We start from the raw sequence: 19,786 nt of genomic DNA on the forward strand, positions 1-19,786 counted from the left end.
AGCGGATTCATACACTGATTTTTGCTTCCGAAAAACCGAAATTTTTTTGCGCCGGGGGCTTGCGCCGTCGGGCAAATCAGAGGTAACGGGCAAACGGCTCGTAGACCCGTAGGGCGGGTCAGCGTGAGCGTAACCCGCCATCGCGTTCAGAAGCACACGGCGGATTACGCCTTCCACCTTCGCTCGTTGAGCTACGGCGGACGCGGTCGGCTAATCCGCCCTGCGATCTACGATTGCTACGATCAGTCGCCGCTCGGCGGCGCCAGCGGCTGCACGATCTCCTGGAACGGCGGCAGCGCTTCGCAACGCGCGGCGTGGGCCTTCAGCGCGGGATAGCGGTCGCCGAACAAATGCGGATGCGCCTCGCCGGTGAAGCGCAGCACGCAGGCGACCGCGATGTCGGCATGTCCAATGCGTTCGCCGAACCAATACGGCGTCTTGACCGCGGCGCGCTCCTTTTCCAGCGCGGCGAGCACGCCCGTGATCTGCGCCTCGCAACGCTCGACCCACAGCTTGAGCTGCTCCTTTCGCAGCACGCGCTCATAGACCAGGCTCACCGCCTTGTCGCCGAGCCCGGTCGCAAGCGCCATGATGCGCAGATGCTTGCGGCGCTCCGCGCCAGCGCGCGCGATCATCGCCTTGTCCGGTCCAACCAGCTCGTCGAGATAATCGAGGATCGCGCCGCTCTCGATCAGCGCCTCGCCGTCATCGAGCACCAGCGTCGGCACCCGGCGCGCTGGATTATAGGCTGCAACCTTGTCCGCATCGCCGAAGGTCGACCACGGCTTGTGCTCGAACGGCAGCCCATAGAGCCGCAGCGCGATCGCGGTGCGGCGGACGAAGGGCGAGTCGTACTGGCCGATCAGGAACATCTTTGCCTCATTGTTGGGCATGCCGCAGCGTGCCATACTTCGAAAGCCGAGGGCTTTCGAAGTGCGACTGACACGCTGGGTCAGGGGTTGCGCTTTGCATCATCCTAGATAGGTTGCACCGCATTGCAACGCGCCGATCATACCGATGAAGCATAGGCTCCTCATCATTCTGCTCGCGCTCCTGCCACTTGCCGCCAGCGCCGAGGCCCAGAGCGGTCCGACCGGCTTCCAGTCGCCCTCGAAGAACATCGCCTGCCAGGTCTTCACCGGCGACAAGCAGACCATGCTCCGCTGCGACATCAGCGCCATGGCCAAAGAACCGCGCCGCCGGGCCGATTGCGACCTCGCTTGGGGCGACGCTTTCGAGATGGCCGCGAACGGCACCGCCGCTCCCATCTGCCACGGCGACACCGTGATGGATCCGGCGCTTCCCGTGCTTGCCTATGGCGAGACCTGGCAGCGCGGCGGATTCACCTGCCGGTCGGAGCAGACGGGCGTGACATGCTCCAACACCGCGCAGCACGGGTTCATGCTGTCGCGGGCGGAGCAGAAGGTGTTTTAGCGGAATTACGTTGTCCCAGTATTCAACTTCGGCTTAGGCAATCGGCTGGCGAGCTGTTGGCCTAGCCGAAAACAAGCGAACGCAATTTCGTTGAATTCTTTTGGCGTGAAGGACAGCCTATCCCCTTTGCGGACGGTCCGCCTTTCAATCTCAATCTTCATCAGAATCTCGACCTCAGCCCGCTCATCGCCGGGATCAACGCGCTCGCCGGCAGCAACTTCTATCTCGTCGCTTCCTCTCATATAGAAAATCTTCAATCGCGGAATGCTCAAGGCGAATTCAGCGCCACCCTTGGTCTCGATATTGGTTACGATGCCGGCGCGATGTTCCAAGCAGTTCCTTGCCGCCTGTAGTGATTTGTAGGATTCTGCAAATTCCAGCTTTTGATCTAGCAAGCCGTTGACAGCCTCCAACAGATCGGGGAACGGCAATCCGGCCGCTTTTCTTTGAAAAGGCATCAGGAAGTCACCAAGAGTATCATTCGATCGAATTTTGTGCTCCTTGGTGACGAGCGCGACCACAACATGCGCCTCTTCCAGCGCGTGACGAACGGCCCGCAACAATTCCTGAAATGCCTTTGCCAGAATCCAGCTCTCGTGCATGGCCCGGCGTTGATCGAGGCTCAGATTTGGTCCCTTAAAGTTATAGAGGACTCCAGTTCCTTCCAATGGCCGGTTGAGGTTTTCGTCCGAGAGAGAATTGAGATGAAGTTTCACAACCTCAGTGCTCGAGAAGACGGCCGAGCCGATGATCTCGGCAAGACGGGCAGGATTGATCTCGAGATGTAATTTGGGCTTCTCTTTCGACATCTGAGCTTCGCTAGTCACTACTGACCCTGTCAACGCCGCCCCCTCACCGCGGCGTCAGCGTGATCGCTTCCGCCGTCGCCGCTTCCACCGCGGCGCGGCTGTAGAGCAGCGGGACGTATTGGCCGGTCGCCCAGAGTGGGGCGAGGTCGCGGTAGTGGGCGTTGAAGGGATCGCCGGACTGGCCCGGCGTGTTGATGGTGCGGCTCGCGTCCCAATTGCCGACGTCGAGCACCATGCGGAACGAGGCGCCGGAGAGCAGCTGATAGTCGGAACGGCGGTAGGTGGCGGCGCGCGGCACGTTGGCGGCGCCGCCGAAGGCGAGCGGGCCGACCGTGAGCTGCGTTGCGGTCGCCTTGTCGGCGAGCGGCAACAGCGCGTGATCGAATTTTGCGACATGCAGGCGGCCCCAGCGCCACATCGAGGCATCGGACCCGAGCTTTGCGGTGACGTCGGCGACGGCTTCGCCAAGGCTGTCGCGCAGCACGCGGTCGCGCGCAGCGGCGGGATCGGCGCCGAGCGCGGCATCGGGCTTTTCGAGGTAGTCGACGATCGCGGAGATGCTGGAGGCCTCGGGTGCGATCAGCTCGGCCGCCTTCGGCGCCGACATCTTGAGCAGCACCGGGCCGAGATGGTTGGCGATCCAGACCTCGAACACCGCGGCCGCGGCGCTATCGGCGGTGTCGCGCGCGTCCCAGGCTTTCAGGAGCTCGAGGCCCTTCTTGACGTTGGCATCGTCTGAGGTGAGCGGCCTCAACAGCGCGACGAGGCGCCGCGCGAGCATGCCGGTGTCGTCATTCTGCAGGTCCATTGCGTCCGCGAGCGTCACCTTGCCGTTCGCCTGCAGCACCTCGACGATGCGCTGCCAGCGCGCGCTGTCAGCCCATTCGAAGCCGACCCTGCGCTCATTGACCGGATAGTCGGCCGGCAGGTTCATCTGATTGGCGGTGGCGATGAAGCCCTGCTTCGGCTGATAGGACTTCGGCAGCTCGTCGAGCGAGAGGAAGCCCTGCCACTCGTAGCGGCCGTCGCCGGGCACCGGCATCAGGCCGTCATAGCCGAGGCGGCGCGGCGTCTTGCCGGCGGCGACCCAGCCGATATTGCCCTTGGTGTCGGCATAGACCTGGTTCTCCGACGGCGCGCCCCAGCGCCGCATCGCGCCGAGGAAGCCGTTCCAGTCCTTTGCGGTCATGTAGTCGGACGAGCCGAAATAGGCCGAGGTGCCGGGCTCGAACCAGATCGAGCGCACCGTGAAGGCATGCTTCTTCGCGTCGTCGACATGGATCACCGGACCGTGGCGGGTGAATTTCAGCTCGAGGTCGCGCGTCCCCTCGCCCTTCACCTCCTCCTTCTCGTGCACGATGCGCATGTCCTCCCAGCCATTGCCGTAGCGGTACTGGTTCGGATTGTCTGACTTGAGCTCGTAGACGTAGAGGTCTTCCTGGTCGACGTTGAAGATGGTCAGCCCGAACGCGATGGTGCCGTTGTGGCCGATCGAGATGCCGGGCAGCGCCGGCTCGCCGGCGCCGATCACGGACAGGCCGGGCGCGTTGAGGCCGACGATGTAGCGCAGCGACGGCACCGAGTGCTCGCGATGCGGATCGTTAGCGAGGATCGGCCGGCCGGTCGCGGTGCGCGAGGCCGCGATCACCCAATTGTTGGAGCCGATGGTGTCGCGCTGCTGGTCGGCCTCAGCGAGATAGGTGTCGGGGTCGTGCGCCAGCGCCGCGTGGCGGTCCTTGGGCTCGGCGAACTTGACCGGGCGGGTCGCGAGATCATAGGCCGCGAGCACGGCCTTTGGCACGCTGCAGGGGTCGAGGCCGTCCGGGATCTTCGTGGTCCATGCCGGCTCGAGCTTGACGCGGAAGCGATCGGCCTCGAGGCCGGCGGCGCAGGCCACCAGCGAGCGCTTCACCTCGGAGGCGACGTTGCGGGTCAGGCCGTGGCTCCTGACGCGAACGACGTCTTCCGCCGACCACAAATCGGGCGTCGAGCCCGCGATGCGGAACTCGATCGGCAACGGGCGTTTGCCCGCTTTCACATCGGCGACGTAAGCATTGACGCCGGCGACGAAGGCTTCCGCGTAGGATTTCGCCTTCGGACCATAGGCGGCCCACTCGGCGTTCATGTCGCCGCGATAGAGGAACAGCCGCAGCGCCTTGTCCTGCTCGGCATAAGCGGGGCCGAAATCCTTCGCCAGCAGGCCGAGCCCGCGCTTGCGCCAGAGATCGATTTGCCAGAGCCGGTCGCGCGCGGCGTTGAAGCCTTGCAGGAAGAACAGGTCCTGCTCGTTGCCGGCATAGATGTGCGGAATGCCCCAGACGTCGACCAGGATCTGGGCCGGCGCCTTCAGCCCGGCGACGTCGGTCTTGATCTGCCGCGCGGCTGATAGCGCGTTGTCCTTGTCGCGCGCGACGGCTGATGAGGTCAGCAGCGCGGCGCAGAGCGCTGTGCCGATCAGTCTGGTGACCCGGTTGAGATCCGTGTTCATGTTGTTTCTCCCCGATGGTTGTTGTTGTCGAACGCGCAGAGCTCGCGCGCTATTCCCCCTCGTCGCTCGCCAGCACGCCCTTCACGGCGCGCGCCCAGCCTGCGAGCTTGCGCGCGCGGGTCTCGTCGCTCATCGCCGGCTTGAAGCGGTGCTCGAGCCGCCAATTGTCGGCGAATTTCGCGGGCTCCGGATAGACATCGGCATTGAGGCCGGCGAGATAGGCGGCCCCTAACGCCGTGGTCTCCTGGATCATCGGGCGATCGACCGGCGCATTCAAGAGATCGGCGAGGCGCTGCATGGTCCAGTCCGAGGCCGTCATGCCGCCGTCGACGCGCAGCACGGTGTTGGCGGCGTTCGCCTCCGGCCAGTCGGTGCGCATCGCGGCCCAGAGATCGAAGGTCTGGTAGCAGACGCTTTCCAGAGTCGCATGCGCGAGCTCGGCGGGGCCGGTGTTGCGCGTGAGGCCGAACAGCGCGCCGCGGACGCGCGGATTCCAGTAGGGTGCGCCCATGCCGACGAAAGCCGGCACCAGGTAGACGCTCTGCATCGAATCGGATTTGTCGGCGAGCGGGCCGGTCTCGGCGGCGTGCTTGATGAGCCCGATACCGTCGCGCAGCCACTGCACGGCAGAGCCGGCGACGAAGATCGAACCTTCGAGCGCGTAGGTGCGCTGGCCATTGAGCTGATAGGCAATTGTCGTGAGCAGCTTGTTCTTCGAGGCGACCGGCGTGGTGCCGGTGTTGAGTAGGGCAAAGCAGCCGGTGCCGTAGGTCGACTTCATCATGCCGGGCTCGAAGCAGGCCTGGCCAATGGTCGCGGCCTGCTGGTCGCCGGCGATACCGGAGATCGCGATTCCGCCGCCGAACAGATCGGCGGTGCTCTCGCCGAACCGGGCGGAGGAATCCTTCACCTCTGGGAGCATCGAGCGCGGCACGCGCAGCAGTTTTGCGAGCTCGTCGTCCCATTCGCCGGTGTGGATGTTGAACAGCAGCGTGCGCGAGGCGTTGGTGGCGTCGGTCGCGTGCACCTTGCCGCCGGTGAGGCGCCAGAGCAGGTAGCAATCGACGGTGCCGAACAAAAGCTCACCGCGCTCGGCGCGCTCGCGCGCGCCGGGGACATGATCGAGGATCCAGGCGACCTTGGTGCCCGAGAAATAGGGATCGATGATCAACCCGGTCTTGGCCGAGATCGCGGGCTCGTGGCCCTCGGCCTTCAGCTTGGCGCAGATGTCGGCGGTGCGGCGGTCCTGCCAGACGATGGCGCGGTGCACGGCCTGGCCGGTGGCGCGGTCCCACACCACGGTGGTCTCGCGCTGGTTGGTGATGCCGATCGCGGCGATGTCTTTCGCCTTCAGGCCGGCCTTCTCCAGCGCCTCGCGGCACACCATGATGGTCGAGGTCCAGATGTCCTCCGGCTCGTGCTCGACCCAGCCCGAGGCCGGGAAATGCTGCGGAAACTCCTGCTGCGCCACCGCGGCGATGGAAATATCGCTGCGAAACACGATGGCGCGCGAGGACGTGGTGCCCTGATCGATGGCGAGCACAAAAGTCATGGTGGGGCTTCCTTAGGCGTTCCCGAGGGGTGATTGTGTCGGGAGGCAAAAGGAGCGGATTACCGCGGCAAGGTCAAGGCATCGCCATCTTACTTCACCTCGCCCCGCTCTTGCGGGGAGAGGTCGGCGCGGAGCGCCGGGTGAGGGGTGGCGCCGCACTCACGGTGCTTCGAATTTGCGGAGGCAGCCCCTCACCCCGACCCTCTCCCCGCAAGAGCGGGGCGAGGGAGAAGAGTTTACACCGCCGCCGTGGTCACGCCGCCGTCGACCACGATGGTCTGGCCGGTCATGAAGGTCGAGGCATCGGAGGCGAGATACGCCACGGCACCTGCGATCTCGTCGGGTTCGCCGATGCGGCGGAGCGGGGTGGTGGCGGTGCGGCGCTTGAGGTTCTCGGCGTCTTCCCACAGCGCGCGGGCGAAATCGGTCTTCACCAGGCCCGGCGCCACGCAGTTGACGCGAACGCCCTTCGGACCCCATTCGCCGGCGAGGCTGCGACAGAGCGCGAAATCCGCCGCCTTCGAAATGCCGTAGGCGCCGATCACCGTCGAGCCGCGCAGGCCGCCGATCGAGGAGACAATCACGACCGAGCCCTTGCCGCGCGCGGCCATCTGCGGGATCGCGAGCGCGCAGAGCCAGATGTTGCTCTTGACGTTCGAGCCCATGATCTTGTCGAAGGCCTCGTCCTTGATGTCGAGCAGCGGGCCGTAATACGGATTCACTGCGGCGTTGCAGACCAGAATGTCGATCTTGCCGTAGTGCTTGGTCGCGCCCGCGATCAGCGCCTCGACCTCCTCGCGGCGCGAGATGTTGCAGGGAATGACGATCGCATCGCCGCCGTTGCTGTTGATGCCGTCGGCGACCTCCTTGCAGGCGTCCGCCTTGCGCGAGGAGATCACGACCTTGGCGCCGAGCTTGGCGAGGAGTTCCGCCGAGGAGCGGCCGATGCCGCGGCTCGAGCCGGTGACGACGGCGACCTGGCCGGTGAGATCGAACGGGGTGTTTTTCATTGTTGTTGCCTCCCTGATTGTCTGCCGTCATTGCGAGGAGCGTAAGCGACGAAGCAATCCATCTGTCCCGGAGCGGTGAGATGGATTGCTTCGCTTACGCTCGCAATGACGCTGGTGGTTACGCCAACAGCCCGCCGCCGTCGCTGACACGGCGGAGGTGGTAGTCGGTGTCGCCGAGCGTGTTCTCGATCATGGTCAGCCGCTTGAAGTAGTGGCCGATCTTGGCCTCCATGGTCATGCCGATGCCGCCGTGAAGCTGGATCGACTGCTGGCCGACGAACTTCAGGGACTTGCCGACCTGCACCTTGGCCGCGGCGATCGCCGACGCGCGCTCCTTGGCGGAGTCGAAGTCGGACGCCATGGTCGCGAACATCGACATCGAGCGGGCCTGCTCCAACGCCACGAACATGTCGGCGGCGCGATGCTGCAGGCTCTGGAACGAGCCGATCGCCACGCCGAACTGTTTTCGCGTTTTGATGTATTCGACGGTGGTCTTGAGCGACTCGTCCATGGCGCCGACGGCCTCAGCGCACATCGCAGTGCGGGCTTCGTCCGCCACGCGCTCGATCAAGGGCAGCGCGTTCTCGGGATCGCCGATCGCTGCACTCCCGTCGACCTCGACATTGGTGAAGGTGATGTCGGCGGCGTGCAAGCCGTCCTGGGTCGGATAGCCCTTCCTGGTGACGCCCTTGGCGTCAGCCGGAACAAGGAACACGCCGATGCCGGTCTTGTCGCGCTGGCCGCCCTTGGTGCGCGCGGTCACGATCAACGTGTCGGCGTTCTCGCCGTTCAGCACGACGAACTTCTCGCCGTCGATCACCCAGCCACTGCCCTTCTTCTTCGCCGTCGTGACGACGTCGTGCAGGTCGTAGCGCGAGTTCTTCTCGAGCTGGGCGAAGGCAAAGGTCTTGCTGCCGTCGATGATGCCGGGAATGTACTGCGCCTTCTGCTCGGCCGAGCCGCCGTGACGCAGGAAGCCGCCGGCGACGACGACGGTGGCCAAATACGGCTCGACCACCAGCGCCTTGCCCATCGCTTCCATCACGATCATGGTCTCGACCGCGCCGGCGCCGAAGCCGCCATCGGCCTCGGCGAACGGCAGGCCAAGCAGGCCCTGCTCGGCGAGTTTGCCCCAGACGGCTTTGCTCCAGCCGCCCTTCTCCTTCATGTACTTCTTGCGCGCCTCGAAGTCGTAGGCGTCGGTCAGAAGCCCGTCGATGCTTTCCTTGAGAAGCCGCTGCTCCTCGGACAGATCAAAATCCATTTTTCGTACTCTCTCCGAATGATCTCTTTGTTCCGTCATGCCCGCGCTTGTCGCGGGCATCCACGTCTTCCTGTCTTTGCGGGTCGCGTGGATGGCCGGGTCAAGCCCGGCCATGACGACGGATGTCGTGGCTTACAGCCCCAGCACCGCCTTGCTGATGATGTTGCGCTGGATCTCGTTGGAGCCGCCGTAGATCGAAACCTTGCGGTTGTTGAAGTAGCTCGGCGCGATCTGCGCGGTCCAGTCCATGCTCTCGTTCGAGCCGGCGTCGCCGTGCTCGTCATAGGGCGCAGCGAACGGACCGATCACCTCCATCAGGAGCTCGGTCGTGGTCTGCTGGATCTCCGAGCCCTTGATCTTCAAGACCGAGGACGCCGGATTGGGCTTGCCCTTGCCGTGCTTGCCTTCATCGGCGACGACGCGGAGCTGGGTCAGCTCGAGCGCCTTCAGCTCGATCTCGCAGGCCGTGAGCTTTTCGCGGAACGCCGGGTCCTCGATCACAGGACGGCCGCCGGCCTCGACCTTGGAGGCGAGGTCGCGGATGCGGCGCAGCCGCTCCTTCGAGACGCCGACGCGGGCGATGCCGGTGCGCTCATTGCCGAGCAGGAATTTGGCGTAGTCCCAGCCCTTGTTCTCCTCGCCGATCAGGTTCTCGTAGGGAACCTCGACGTCGTCGAAGAACACCTCGTTGACCTCATGGCCGCCGTCGATGGTCTGGATCGGGCGTACGGTGACGCCCTTCGACTTCATCGAGAACACGATGAAGGAGATGCCCATCTGCTTCTTCGCATTGTTATCGGTGCGGCAGAGGCAGAAGATCATGTCGGCGTGCTGGGCGAGCGTGGTCCAGGTCTTCTGGCCGTTGATGATCCACTTGTCGCCCTTGCGCTCGGCCTTGGTCTTCAGCGACGCGAGGTCCGATCCCGAGCCCGGCTCCGAGAAGCCCTGGCACCACCAGTCGTCGACATTGGCGATGCGCGGCAGGTATTCCTTCTTCTGCTTTTCGTTACCGAAGGTGTAGATGACCGGGCCGACCATGCTGACGCCGAAGGCGAGCGGCTGCGGCGCCGGATAGGACTGCAGCTCCTCGTTGAAGATGTAGTGCTGCACCGAGGTCCACCCCGTGCCGCCATATTCCTTCGGCCAGTGCGTGACGCCCCAGCCCTTCTTGTTGAGGATGCGCCACCATGTCACCATCTCGTCCTTCGACAGATGACGGCCTTCCTGCAGCTTGCGCCGCGTCTCCGGCGGGACGTTGTTCTTGAAGAACTCCCGCACCTCCTCACGAAACGCTATCTCTTCCTTGGTGAAAGCGAGATCCATCGGATCCTCCTTTGAACGAATAGTTTTGGTCGTATTGCGATCTGTTTCTACTTGGTCAGTGCACCACCTCGAACAGGCCCGATAACGGCGTCGGTCATGAACGGGATCCTGATGCGGTCTGTTGCGGATGGGGTTGAGAGGTCTGCGGTTGCTGCTGGCGCAATTCATGGCGCGACAGCTTGCCGACCGGCGTGCGCGGCAGCTCGGTAACGAACTCGACCGCCGCCGGCAATTCGTGCTTGCCGAGCTTGCCGGTGAGGAACGCGCGCAGCTCGTCGATCGAGAACGGTTGTTGCCCGTCGCGCAGCTTGATGAAGGCTTTCGCCGCCTCGCCGCGGTAATCGTCTGATATCCCGATCACGATCACCTCCTGCACGGCGGGATGGGTGTAGATCGCCTGCTCGATCATCTGCGGATAGACGTTGAAGCCGCCGGAGATGATCATGTCCTTCTTGCGGTCGACCAGGTAGAAATAGCCGTCGGCGTCCATGTAGCCGATATCGCCGGTGAGGAAGCGGTCGCCGACGAAGGCCTCCGCGGTGTCCTTCGGCCGGTTCCAGTAGCCTTTGGTCACGTTCGGACCGCGGATGCGGATCTCGCCGACCTCGCCCACCGGCATCACCTTGGTGGAATCCTCAAGCGACACCACGTCGAGCTCGATGCCGGGCAGCATCAGCCCGATCGAGCCGGGCTTCTCCGGCCCCTCCTTCGGATGGCCGGTGCCGGGCGAGCAGGTTTCCGTCATGCCCCAGCCGCTCTTCAGCTTCATGCCGACGCGACGCTCAAATATCGTGGCGACCTCCACCGGCAGCGGCGCGCCGCCGGAGCCGGCAACCACGAGCGAGGAGAGATCGCGCTTGTCGAGATCGGGCAGCGAAGCGATCGCGATCCACATCGTCGGCACGCCGGGAAACACCGTGGCGCGCTTGACCTCGATGTCGCGCATCACGGCCTCGACATCGAAACGCTGGTGCAGCGAGATCAGATTGCCGCGGCGGATCGACGACAGCAGCACGACGGTCAGCGCATAGATGTGGAACAGCGGCAGCACGCAGATCACGCGCTCGACCGCGTTGCGTTCGAGCCGCGCCGGCTTGCCCCAGACGTCATAGACCGACACCGCCGCGGTCAGATTGCCGTGGCTCAGCATCGCGCCCTTCGGCAGGCCGGTGGTGCCGCCGGTATATTGCAGGAGCGCGACGTCCTCGACGTCGATCGCGGGCCAGTGCGCAGGCTTGGTCGCGCCGTCGATGAACTGCCTGTATGTGATAATCGCTGGATTGTCCGGCAGCGCCGTCTGCGGCGTGCCGACCTTGCCCCAATGATCGTCCTCGCAGACGATCAGACGGTCGAGCAGGCCCTTGGCGAGGAACTTGAGCGCGGTCGGCAGCAGCGCCGACAGATTGCTGGTGACCAGCACGCGCGCCCCGGAATCCGACAGCTTGTGCGACAGCGCAATCTCGCCGTCGAGCGGCGACAGATGTACGATGCGGGCGCCGGCCTTCAGCGCGCCGAAGAAATTGATCGGATGGTCCGGCGTATTGCCGAGGAACAGCGCGACCGAGGTGTTCTTGCCGTAGCCAGCGCGCATGAACGCGCTGGCTGCGGTTTCAACCAGGGCTTCCAGCTCGTTGTAGCTGATCGGCCGCTCCCGAAATTCGATGGCGGGTCGCGCGCCGAACTCGGCGGCCGCGGTCGAGAGCAGGTCCGGCAGGGTGCCGCACGCGATCGGATCGCTCCAGCGCACGCCCTTCGGATAGAATTGTTCGCCGGGATAGGTCATGGAAAGTTCTTACTTCCGTGAGGTGACCCCGCTGTGCGGGCTCCCCTCCCCCTTGTGGGGAGGGGGTGGGGAAGGGGGTTCACACGGGCAGTCCCGATGTGGCCACCCCTCTCCCTAACCCTCCCCCGCAAGGGCGGAGGGAACCCTGACGCCGAGTCCGTGGCTACGAAGGCGATCACGCCGCCTTCGACGGCGCGGCGAGCGAGGCGAAGGTCTTGCCTTCATCCGCGAGCTTCCTGAGCAGCGGCGCCGGCTCGAGCGACGGATCGTTGGTCTCCTTGGCATAGAAGGCGAGACGGTCGGCGATGTGCTTCAGACCCACCGTGTCGGCCCAGAACATCGGGCCGCCGCGATAGATCGGCCAGCCATAGCCATAGAGCCAGACCACGTCGATGTCGCTCGGCCGCGCCGCGATGCCCTCGGCGAGGATCTTCGCGCCCTCATTGATCATCGGGTACATCATGCGCTCGAGGATCTCCTCGTCGCTGACGACGCGCTTCTTGCGGCCGAGGCGAGCCAGCGTCTCGTCGATCAGCTTCTCGACCTCCGGATCGGGCAGCGCCGCGCGGGAGCCCTGCTCATACTTGTAGTAGCCCTTGCCGGTCTTCTGGCCGAAGCGGCCGGCTTCGCACAGCGCGTCCGCGATCTCCGACTTGATGCCGCGGTCCTTGCGCGAGCGCCAGCCGATGTCGAGGCCGGCGAGATCGCCCATCGCGAACGGGCCCATCGGCATGCCGAACTTGGTGACGACGGCGTCGACCTGCTGCGGCAGAGCGCCTTCGAACAGCAGCTTCTCGGCCTGCTTGCCGCGCTGCGCCAGCATGCGGTTGCCGACGAAGCCGTCGCAGACGCCGACCACCGCCGGCACCTTCGCGATCTTGCGCGCGATCGACACCGCGGTGACGAGCGCATCGGGCGCGGTCTTGTCGGCGCGCACGATCTCGCACAGCTTCATCACATTGGCCGGCGAGAAGAAGTGCATGCCGAGCACGTCCTGCGGACGTTTGGTCTCCTTGGCGATCTCGTCGATGTTCAGGTACGAGGTGTTGGACGCGAGCACCGCGCCCGGCTTGGCGAACTGGTCGAGCTTGCCGAACACTTCCTTCTTGACCGCCATGGTCTCGAACACGGCTTCGATGACCAGGTCAGCATCCTTGACGTTCTCGAGGCCGACCACGCCGGTGATCAGCGCCATGCGCTTGGCCGGCGCATCCGCCGGGATGCCGCCGCGCGCCGCGGTCGCCTCGTAGTTCTTCTGCATGATGCCCAAGCCGCGCTTGAGCTGCTCTTCGCCGGTCTCGATCAGCGTGACCGGGATGCCGGCATTGGCGAAGGACATCGCGATGCCGCCGCCCATGGTGCCGGCGCCGATGATGGCGACGCGCGACACGTTGCGGCCCTTGGTGCCTTCGGGGACGCCGGCGACCTTGGCCGCCTCGCGCTCGGCGAAGAAGGCGTAACGCTGCGCCTTGGACTGGTCGCCCGCGACGAGCTTGAGGAAGCCCTCGCGCTCCTTCTTCAGACCTTCGTCGAACGGCAGGTCGATCGCGGCGCCGACGGCATCCGCCGCCGCGAACGGCGCTTCCAGCCCGCGCGACTTCTTGGTCATCGCGGCCACGGCATTGGTGAAGATCGAACGATCGGCCTTGGCCGCGGCGAGCTTGGAGTCGTCATCGCGCAGCTTGCGCAGCGGACGCTTCTCGGCGACCAGCTTGCGCGCGAAGGCTTTGCCACCCGACGCCGGGCCTTCCACGATCTCCTCGATCAGGCCGCTCTTGAGCGCCACCTCGGCGCTGATCGGGTCGCCGCCGACGATCATCTTGACCGCGAGTTCGGGGCCGACCGCGCGCGGCAGGCGCTGGGTGCCGCCGGCACCCGGCAGCAGGCCGAGCTTCACCTCGGGCAGGCCGAGCTTGGCGTCCTTGGTGGCGACGCGATAGTGGCAGGCCAGCGCGACCTCAAGACCGCCGCCGAGCGCGGTGCCGTGGATGGCGGCGACGATCGGCTTCGGCGAGTCTTCCATCAGGCTCAGCACTTCGGCGAGGCCGGGCGGCTTCGGCGGCTTGCCGAACTCGGTGATGTCGGCGCCGGCGATGAAGGTGCGGCCGCCGCAGGTCAGCACGATGCCCTGGACCTGCGGATCGGCGATCGCGGCCTTTATGCATTCGAAAATACCGCCACGCACGGCGGCACTGAGCGCATTCACGGGAGGACTGTTAACCGTGACGACAGCAATGTTGTCATGACGCTCGAGCTTGACGACTTCACTCACGGAGACTCTCCCTGGATGTCTGTTCTTGAACTTGTGTTGAGTAGCTGCGCGACTTGCGCTCAGCCGCTACTTCGCCGGCTGCTTCATACTAATTTCGCACTGCGAAATTAAATTCCACATCTTGACAGCGAGGGTTATTTTGAAGCACGTCCCTTGTCAACGAGCATGACAAAGCGACAGGGAATGAAGCGTTCTGGCAAGAAAGCAGCGACCGATCGCAACTTCGTCGTCGCGCTTTCCCGCGGACTTGATGTTCTGCGCGCATTCCAACCCAACGACGGGCTTCTTGGCAATCAGGAGATTGCGGCCCGCACCAAACTACCGAAGCCAACCATCTCCCGGCTGACCTACACGCTGACCAAGCTGGGATACCTTACACCCGTTCCAAGGTTCGAGAAGTACCAGCTCGCCCCGTCGGCAATGGCGCTCGGCTATGCGGCGCTTGCCAATCTCGGCGTTCGGCATTTGTCCGAGCCCTATCGAGAAGAAGTGATGCGTGCGACCGGCGGCGCCGTTGCGGTCGGCGGCCGCGACCGTCACAGCATGATTTACTTCGGCCAGAGCCGGAACGGGCTGACGCTCGGCGTGCAGCTCGACGTCGGTTCGCGGATACCCATCGCGACCACGGCGATGGGGCGTGCCTATATTTGGGCATTGCCTCCCGACGACCGGGCCGCTTTATTGCGCGAACTGCGCGATCACTATGGCAGCCGCTGGGCCAAGATGCGGGACGGCATCGAGCGCGCCGGGGAGACGGTGGCGAAATACGGTTTCACCATGTCGACCGGCGACTGGCAGAATGACGTCGCAGCCGTTGGCGTTGCGTTGAAGCTGAACGACGGAACCGGTCCCTATGCCTTCAATTGCGGCGCGCCGGCATTCCGCTTCACGGAAGATAGACTGCGCAACGACATTGGACCTCGTCTTGTCGCGATGGTAAGGAACATCGAGCAGGCGCTGGGCGGGATGGCGCCGCAATCCAAAAAAGAAGAAAGCAAAAAGTCCAGACCAGGAGGGAAAGTTGCACGTTTGGCCGAGGGGATCAGATAGCCTCCATCACGACCAGCGAGAGAGATCGCAGGTTGGCTCGCACCGCATGAAGATGGCGGGCGAGACGAGATGACGCAGGCACAGCTCGCGCAAGGGAATGCGCCCCTGCTCGCGGTTCGCGACGTCAGCGTCGTGTTCGGCGGCATCATCGCACTGAACGGCGTGTCGTTTGACATGCGCAAGGGTCAGATCCTCGGCCTGATCGGCCCGAACGGCGCCGGCAAGACGACGCTGTTCAACTGCCTGTCGCGGCTCTACCAGCCGTCATCCGGCGACATCCTGATGGAAGGCGCCAGCATCCTGACGCGCCCGCCGCACCGGATCGCCGAGATCGGCATCGGCCGCACGTTCCAGAACGTCGCGCTGTTTCCCAACCTTTCGGTGCTCGACAATGTGCGCGTCGGCGCGCACGCCCGCACCTCCAGCGACATCGTCAGCGACTCGCTCCGGCTCGCCTGGATTCGCCGCGGCGAAGCCGCGATGAACGAGAAGGTGCACGAGATCCTCGGCTATCTCGACCTCGAGGACGTCGCCCACACCACTGTCTCCGGCCTGCCCTTCGGCACCCAGAAGCGCGTCGAGCTGGCGCGGGCGCTCGCCGCGGAACCGAAGATCCTTTTGCTCGACGAGCCGGCCGGCGGCCTCAACCATGAGGAAGTCTATGTGCTCGGCGACCTCATCCGCAAAATCCGCGACGATCGGCACATCACCGTGCTGCTGGTCGAGCACCACATGGGCCTCGTGATGTCGATCGCCGATCACGTGGTCGCGCTCAATTTCGGCCGCAAGCTTGCCGAGGGAACGCCGGCCCAGATCCAGGCCGACCCGGATGTCATCAAGGCCTATCTGGGGAGCAAGGACCAATGACCACGCTGCTCAACGTCAAGGACCTGCGTGCCTATTACGGCCAGGTCCAGGCCCTGCACGGCATCAATTTCCAGCTCAACGAGGGCTCGCTGACCACGCTGCTCGGCGCCAACGGCGCCGGCAAGACCACCACGCTGCGGGCGATCTGCAACATGGTGCGCCTGACCGGCGCGATCGAGTTCGAGGGCAAGCCGATCGGCAGCCGCACGACCGAGAACGTCGTCCGCCTCGGCATCGCCCATGTGCCGCAGGGCCGCGGCACCTTCACCACCATGACGGTGGAGGAGAACCTGCAGCTCGGGGCCATCACCCGCACCGACAAGAAGGACATCGTCGCCGACATCGAGCGGATGTACGAGCACTTCCCGGTGCTGAAGCAGCGCTACACGCAGCAGGCCGGCACGCTGTCGGGCGGCGAGCAGCAGATGCTCGCGGTCGCCCGCGCGCTGATGCTGCGGCCGCGGCTGATGCTGCTCGACGAGCCGTCGTTCGGCCTGGCGCCGCTGGTCGTGCGCGACCTGTTCCGTATCCTCGGCAAGATCAATCGCGAAGAAAAGGTCACCATCCTGGTGGTCGAGCAGAACGCGCAGCTCGCGCTCGAGCTCGCCGACCAGGCCTATGTGATCGAAACCGGACGGATCGTGATGTCGGGCAATGCCAAGGACATCGCGAACAACGAAGACGTCCGCAAATCCTATCTCGGCTACTGAGGAGCTGGCACAATGGAACTTTTTGCCAACCAGGTCCTGGCCGGCATCGCCACCGGCGCCATCTATGCCTGTATGGCGCTGGCGGTGGTCATGATCTACCAGGCCATCGATCATCTGAATTTCGCCCAGGGCGAAATGGCGATGTTCTCTACCTTCATCTCCTGGCAGCTGATGCAATGGGGCGTGCCCTATTGGTGGGCCTTCCTGTTCACGGTGATCATCTCGTTCGCGGGCGGCATCATCATCGAGCGGGTGTTGTTCAAGCCCTTGGCCAAGGCGCCGATCCTGACCAACGTCGCCGGCTTCATCGCGTTGTTTGCGATCATCAACTCCTGTGCCGGCCTGATCTGGGACTTCACCATCAAGCAGTACCCGACACCGTTCGGCTCCGCGCCGTTCCTCGGCAGCCAGCTGATCTCGACCCACCAGGCCGGCATGATCGGCGTCACCTTGCTGATGTTGCTCGGCCTCTACTTCTTCTTCCAGTTCACCCGGATCGGTCTGGCGATGCGGGCGGCGGCCTCGCTGCCTGAATCGGCCCGCCTGGTCGGCATCAACACGAGCTGGATGATTGCGCTGGGCTGGGGCATGGCGTCCGCGATCGGCGCGATCGCCGGCATCCTGATCGCACCCGTCGTGTTCCTCGAGCCCAACATGATGGGCGGCGTCTTGATCTACGGCTTCGCCTCTGCCGTGCTCGGCGGCCTGACCTCGCCGCTCGGCGCCGTCGTCGGCGGCTTCCTGGTCGGCATCTTCGAGAACCTCGCCGGCACCTACATTCCCGGCGTCGGCAACGAGCTGAAACTCCCGATCGCGCTTGCGCTGATCATCACCGTCCTGGTCGTCAAACCGGCAGGCCTGTTCGGCCGGGCCATCGTCAAGCGAGTTTGATCATGAGCGCCGCTGAAGAAGTCGAAGTCGTCACCGAAGGCCAGGCCGTCGAGGCCGTTCCGAAGCGCGCCATGACGCTCGGCTACGGCACCTCGCTGGTGGTACTGGCCGCGCTGCTCATCACCCCGCTGCTCGTCAAGAACTTCATCATCTTCCAGATGACGATGCTCCTGATCTACGGCCTCGCGGTGCTGGCGCTGAACATCCTGACCGGTGGCTCGGGTCAGTTCTCGCTCGGCCAGAGTGCGTTCTACGCGGTTGGCGCCTACACCTCGGCGATCCTGATGGAGCATGCGGGCATGAACTATGCCCTGACGCTGCCGATCGCCGGCATCATCTGCTTCGGCTTCGGCTTCCTGTTCGGCCAGCCGGCGCTGCGGCTTTCCGGCGTCTACCTCGCGCTCGCGACCTTTGCGCTCGCGACCGCGATGCCGCAACTGCTCAAGCTCGGCTTCTTCGAGCACTGGACCGGCGGCGTGCAGGGCCTGGTCGTGACCAAGCCAGATGCGCCGTTCGGCCTGCCGATGTCGCAGGACATGTGGCTCTATTACTTCACGCTGGTGATCACGATCGCGATCTACGTCGCCTCGGTGAACCTGCTGCGCTCGCGCTCCGGGCGCGCCTTCATGGCGATCCGCGACAACGAGATCGCGGCCTCCGCGATGGGCGTCGACGTCGCGCTGTACAAGACGCTGGCGTTCGGCGTCTCGGCCGGCATCACCGGCATCGCCGGCGGGCTTGGCGCCATCGCGGTGCAGTTCGTCGCGCCCGATGGCTACACCATCACGCTCGCGATCTCGCTGTTCCTCGGCATGGTTGTCGGCGGCGTCGGCTGGCTACCGGGCTCGATCGTCGGTTCGGCCTTCATCATCTTCGTGCCCAACATCGCCGAAGGCATTTCCAAGGGCCTCTCGGGCGCCGTGTTCGGCGTGCTGCTGTTCGTCGTCATCTTCCTCGTGCCGCACGGCGCCAGGCAGATCGCGATCGCGGCCCATCAAGTGATGGTTAAACTGAAGAAGAACTAAGAATCCGAAGAAGCAAGACCAGGAGACATTATGCTTTCTACACTACGGATCGCCGCGGTTTCCGCGGCGGCCGTCGCGTTTGCCGCGACGTCCACGGCCGCGTTCGCCCAGAAGAAATACGACACCGGCGCGAACGACACCGAGATCAAGATCGGCAACATCATGCCGTACTCGGGACCCGCCTCCGCCTACGGCGTGATCGGCAAGACCGAAGAAGCCTACTTCAAGATGATCAACGATCAGGGCGGCATCAACGGCCGCAAGGTCAACTTCGTCACCTATGACGACGCCTATTCGCCGCCCAAGGCGGTCGAGCAGGTGCGCAAGCTGGTCGAGAGCGACGAGGTTTTGGTCGTGTTCAACCCGCTCGGCACGCCGTCGAACACCGCGATCCAGAAGTACCTCAACTCCAAGAAGATCCCGCAACTGTTCGTCGCCACCGGCGCCACCAAGTGGAACGATCCGAAGAACTTCCCGTGGACCATCGGCTGGCAGCCGAGCTACCAGAGCGAGGCGCAGATCTACGCCAAATGGCTGATGAGGGAGAAGCCCGACGCCAAGGTCGCGATCCTCTATCAGAACGACGATTTCGGCAAAGACTACCTGAAGGGCACCAAGGACGGCTTCGGCGCCAAGGCCTCCTCCACCATCATCATGGAGGAGAGCTATGAAGTGTCCGAGCCGTCGATCGACGGCCATATCGTGAAGATCAAGGCCGCCAATCCCGACGTGCTGTTGATCTACACCACGCCGAAATTCGGCGCGCAGACCATCAAGAAGACCGCCGAGCTCGGCTGGAAGCCGCTGCAGATCATCACCAACGTCTCGATCTCGGTCGGCAGCGTGATGCAACCGGCCGGCTTCGAGAACGCGCAAGGCGTGCTCTCGGCCGCCTATGCCAAGGACGGCTCCGATCCGCAGTGGGCCAACGATCCCGGCATGAAGAAGTGGAACGCGTTCCTCGACAAGTACATGCCGGGCGTCGACAAGACCGACAACAGCGTGGTCTACGGCTATGGCGCGGCGCAGACGCTCGCCAAGGTGCTGGAAATGTGCGGTGACGACCTGACCCGCGCCAACGTCATGAAGCAGGCGGCGAGCCTGAAGGACCTTACGCCGGACACGCTCTTGCCCGGCGTCAAGATCAACACCTCCGCCACCGACTTCGCCCCGCTCGCCCAGCTCCAGATGCAGCGCTTCAAGGGCCAGAAGTGGGAGCTGTTCGGCGAGATCATCTCGGGCGACGTTCCCTCTGAGTGACGCTGCAGCGCAGAAACAGACCAAACCAAAGCCCCCGCGACTAACGTC

General features: G+C 64.4%; 16 protein-coding genes. 7 read left to right on the top strand and 9 right to left on the bottom strand.

Annotated features, from left to right (window positions below; genetic code table 11):
• Window positions 1-242 precede the first annotated feature (242 nt).
• Window positions 243-872: a glutathione S-transferase family protein gene (locus ACFFWD_RS31065; RefSeq protein WP_376971928.1), complete on the bottom strand. Its 630-nt coding sequence runs from the start codon at window positions 870-872 to the stop codon at window positions 243-245.
• Between the two features lie 145 nt (window positions 873-1,017).
• On the opposite strand from ACFFWD_RS31065, the gene ACFFWD_RS31070 reads away from it, so the two are divergent.
• The gene (locus tag ACFFWD_RS31070; protein ID WP_376971889.1) at window positions 1,018-1,434 is read left to right on the top strand and encodes a DUF6636 domain-containing protein; all 417 of its coding nucleotides are present in this window, start codon (window positions 1,018-1,020) and stop codon (window positions 1,432-1,434) included.
• A 5-nt stretch (window positions 1,435-1,439) separates the two neighbouring features.
• Here ACFFWD_RS31070 and ACFFWD_RS31075 read toward each other — a convergent pair whose 3' ends face one another.
• The 8 genes from ACFFWD_RS31075 to ACFFWD_RS31110 all read right to left on the bottom strand — a co-directional run bounded on the left by ACFFWD_RS31075 (window position 1,440) and on the right by ACFFWD_RS31110 (window position 13,935).
• The gene (locus tag ACFFWD_RS31075; RefSeq protein WP_376971891.1) at window positions 1,440-2,243 is read right to left on the bottom strand and encodes a hypothetical protein; all 804 of its coding nucleotides are present in this window, start codon (window positions 2,241-2,243) and stop codon (window positions 1,440-1,442) included.
• A 43-nt stretch (window positions 2,244-2,286) separates the two neighbouring features.
• Window positions 2,287-4,731, bottom strand: coding sequence for a penicillin acylase family protein (locus ACFFWD_RS31080; RefSeq protein ID WP_376971893.1), 2,445 nt, complete (start codon window positions 4,729-4,731; stop codon window positions 2,287-2,289).
• A gap of 49 nt (window positions 4,732-4,780) precedes the next feature.
• Entirely contained in the window at window positions 4,781-6,283 is a 1,503-nt protein-coding gene (gene glpK, locus ACFFWD_RS31085; protein WP_376971895.1) for a glycerol kinase GlpK, read from the bottom strand.
• Window positions 6,284-6,519: 236 nt separating this feature from the next.
• On the bottom strand, window positions 6,520-7,293 hold the full coding sequence (locus tag ACFFWD_RS31090; protein WP_376971897.1) for an SDR family NAD(P)-dependent oxidoreductase: 774 nt from the start codon (window positions 7,291-7,293) through the stop codon (window positions 6,520-6,522).
• A 118-nt stretch (window positions 7,294-7,411) separates the two neighbouring features.
• A complete protein-coding gene (pimD, locus tag ACFFWD_RS31095; RefSeq protein ID WP_376971899.1) occupies window positions 7,412-8,557 on the bottom strand; it encodes a pimeloyl-CoA dehydrogenase small subunit in 1,146 nt (381 codons plus the stop codon).
• A gap of 132 nt (window positions 8,558-8,689) precedes the next feature.
• Entirely contained in the window at window positions 8,690-9,880 is a 1,191-nt protein-coding gene (gene pimC / locus ACFFWD_RS31100; protein WP_376971901.1) for a pimeloyl-CoA dehydrogenase large subunit, read from the bottom strand.
• 94 nt (window positions 9,881-9,974) lie between these two features.
• Complete coding sequence (gene pimA / locus ACFFWD_RS31105) at window positions 9,975-11,663, bottom strand: dicarboxylate--CoA ligase PimA (protein ID WP_376971903.1); 1,689 nt, start codon at window positions 11,661-11,663, stop codon at window positions 9,975-9,977.
• A 175-nt stretch (window positions 11,664-11,838) separates the two neighbouring features.
• Window positions 11,839-13,935 (bottom strand): 3-hydroxyacyl-CoA dehydrogenase NAD-binding domain-containing protein, encoded by a 2,097-nt coding sequence (locus tag ACFFWD_RS31110; protein WP_376971905.1) that lies wholly within the window; start codon window positions 13,933-13,935, stop codon window positions 11,839-11,841.
• A gap of 183 nt (window positions 13,936-14,118) precedes the next feature.
• Between ACFFWD_RS31110 and ACFFWD_RS31115 the strand changes: the two genes are divergently transcribed.
• The 6 genes from ACFFWD_RS31115 (at window position 14,119) to ACFFWD_RS31140 (ending at window position 19,738) form a co-directional block, all read left to right on the top strand.
• Window positions 14,119-14,985, top strand: coding sequence for an IclR family transcriptional regulator (locus tag ACFFWD_RS31115; protein ID WP_376971907.1), 867 nt, complete (start codon window positions 14,119-14,121; stop codon window positions 14,983-14,985).
• A 69-nt stretch (window positions 14,986-15,054) separates the two neighbouring features.
• Entirely contained in the window at window positions 15,055-15,852 is a 798-nt protein-coding gene (locus ACFFWD_RS31120; protein ID WP_376971909.1) for an ABC transporter ATP-binding protein, read from the top strand.
• Window positions 15,849-16,562 carry an ABC transporter ATP-binding protein gene (locus tag ACFFWD_RS31125; RefSeq protein WP_376971911.1) on the top strand — a complete coding sequence of 238 codons (714 nt, stop codon included), beginning with the start codon at window positions 15,849-15,851 and terminating at the stop codon, window positions 16,560-16,562. Before ACFFWD_RS31120 ends, ACFFWD_RS31125 begins: the two co-directional genes overlap by 4 nt.
• Before the next feature lie 12 nt (window positions 16,563-16,574).
• Window positions 16,575-17,453 (top strand): branched-chain amino acid ABC transporter permease, encoded by an 879-nt coding sequence (locus ACFFWD_RS31130; RefSeq protein ID WP_376971913.1) that lies wholly within the window; start codon window positions 16,575-16,577, stop codon window positions 17,451-17,453.
• 2 nt (window positions 17,454-17,455) lie between these two features.
• Complete coding sequence (locus ACFFWD_RS31135; protein ID WP_376971916.1) at window positions 17,456-18,478, top strand: branched-chain amino acid ABC transporter permease; 1,023 nt, start codon at window positions 17,456-17,458, stop codon at window positions 18,476-18,478.
• 30 nt (window positions 18,479-18,508) lie between these two features.
• Window positions 18,509-19,738 carry an ABC transporter substrate-binding protein gene (locus ACFFWD_RS31140; RefSeq protein ID WP_376971918.1) on the top strand — a complete coding sequence of 410 codons (1,230 nt, stop codon included), beginning with the start codon at window positions 18,509-18,511 and terminating at the stop codon, window positions 19,736-19,738.
• Window positions 19,739-19,786 lie beyond the last annotated feature (48 nt).

This window comes from Bradyrhizobium erythrophlei (genome assembly GCF_042430365.1).
Lineage (GTDB): Bacteria > Pseudomonadota > Alphaproteobacteria > Rhizobiales > Xanthobacteraceae > Bradyrhizobium > Bradyrhizobium erythrophlei.

What these genes read in the sequence shown, in the direction of transcription:
- ACFFWD_RS31065 (WP_376971928.1), bottom strand. Translation starts at nt 872, where the DNA reads ATGTTCCTGATCGGCCAGTACGACTCGCCCTTCGTCCGCCGCACCGCG.
- ACFFWD_RS31070 (WP_376971889.1), top strand. Translation starts at nt 1,018, where the DNA reads ATGAAGCATAGGCTCCTCATCATTCTGCTCGCGCTCCTGCCACTTGCC.
- ACFFWD_RS31075 (WP_376971891.1), bottom strand. Translation starts at nt 2,243, where the DNA reads ATGTCGAAAGAGAAGCCCAAATTACATCTCGAGATCAATCCTGCCCGT.
- ACFFWD_RS31080 (WP_376971893.1), bottom strand. Translation starts at nt 4,731, where the DNA reads ATGAACACGGATCTCAACCGGGTCACCAGACTGATCGGCACAGCGCTC.
- glpK (WP_376971895.1), bottom strand. Translation starts at nt 6,283, where the DNA reads ATGACTTTTGTGCTCGCCATCGATCAGGGCACCACGTCCTCGCGCGCC.
- ACFFWD_RS31090 (WP_376971897.1), bottom strand. Translation starts at nt 7,293, where the DNA reads ATGAAAAACACCCCGTTCGATCTCACCGGCCAGGTCGCCGTCGTCACC.
- pimD (WP_376971899.1), bottom strand. Translation starts at nt 8,557, where the DNA reads ATGGATTTTGATCTGTCCGAGGAGCAGCGGCTTCTCAAGGAAAGCATC.
- pimC (WP_376971901.1), bottom strand. Translation starts at nt 9,880, where the DNA reads ATGGATCTCGCTTTCACCAAGGAAGAGATAGCGTTTCGTGAGGAGGTG.
- pimA (WP_376971903.1), bottom strand. Translation starts at nt 11,663, where the DNA reads ATGACCTATCCCGGCGAACAATTCTATCCGAAGGGCGTGCGCTGGAGC.
- ACFFWD_RS31115 (WP_376971907.1), top strand. Translation starts at nt 14,119, where the DNA reads ATGAAGCGTTCTGGCAAGAAAGCAGCGACCGATCGCAACTTCGTCGTC.
- ACFFWD_RS31120 (WP_376971909.1), top strand. Translation starts at nt 15,055, where the DNA reads ATGACGCAGGCACAGCTCGCGCAAGGGAATGCGCCCCTGCTCGCGGTT.
- ACFFWD_RS31125 (WP_376971911.1), top strand. Translation starts at nt 15,849, where the DNA reads ATGACCACGCTGCTCAACGTCAAGGACCTGCGTGCCTATTACGGCCAG.
- ACFFWD_RS31130 (WP_376971913.1), top strand. Translation starts at nt 16,575, where the DNA reads ATGGAACTTTTTGCCAACCAGGTCCTGGCCGGCATCGCCACCGGCGCC.
- ACFFWD_RS31135 (WP_376971916.1), top strand. Translation starts at nt 17,456, where the DNA reads ATGAGCGCCGCTGAAGAAGTCGAAGTCGTCACCGAAGGCCAGGCCGTC.
- ACFFWD_RS31140 (WP_376971918.1), top strand. Translation starts at nt 18,509, where the DNA reads ATGCTTTCTACACTACGGATCGCCGCGGTTTCCGCGGCGGCCGTCGCG.